Source organism: Variovorax sp. P2_H12 (assembly GCF_056403395.1).
On sequence record NZ_JBFUFO010000148.1, the window covers coordinates 1 to 539 of the forward strand.

A 539-nucleotide genomic window follows, 5' to 3' on the forward strand; every position below is an offset into this window, starting at 1 on the left:
GTAGGGCCCATCGCCTATCCAGTGCTCTACCTCCGGCAAGAAACACACGACGCTGCACCTAAATGCATTTCGGGGAGAACCAGCTATCACGGAGTTTGATTGGCCTTTCACCCCTAACCACAGGTCATCCCCCAGGTTTTCAACCCTGGTGGGTTCGGTCCTCCACGAAGTCTTACCTCCGCTTCAACCTGCCCATGGCTAGATCACTCCGCTTCGGGTCTTGAGCGTGCTACTAAAACGCCCTATTCGGACTCGCTTTCGCTACGGCTTCCCCACACGGGTTAACCTCGCAACACACCGCAAACTCGCAGGCTCATTCTTCAAAAGGCACGCAGTCACGACTGTTGCTCCGAAGAACAACAGCGACGCTCCCACKGCTTGTAGGCAYWCGGTTTCAGGTACTATTTCACTCCGCTCCCGCGGTRCTTTTCACCWTTCCCTCACGGTACTATCCGCTATCGGTCACCAGGGAATATTTAGGCTTAGCGGGTGGTCCCGCCAGATTCACACGGGATTTCTCGGGCCCCGTGCTACTTGGG

At 56.2% G+C, this 539-nt stretch carries 1 rRNA gene; it reads right to left on the reverse strand.

What is annotated here, in order from left to right:
• Positions 1-539 (reverse strand): 23S ribosomal RNA (locus AC1DYK_RS35585); the annotation flags it as partial.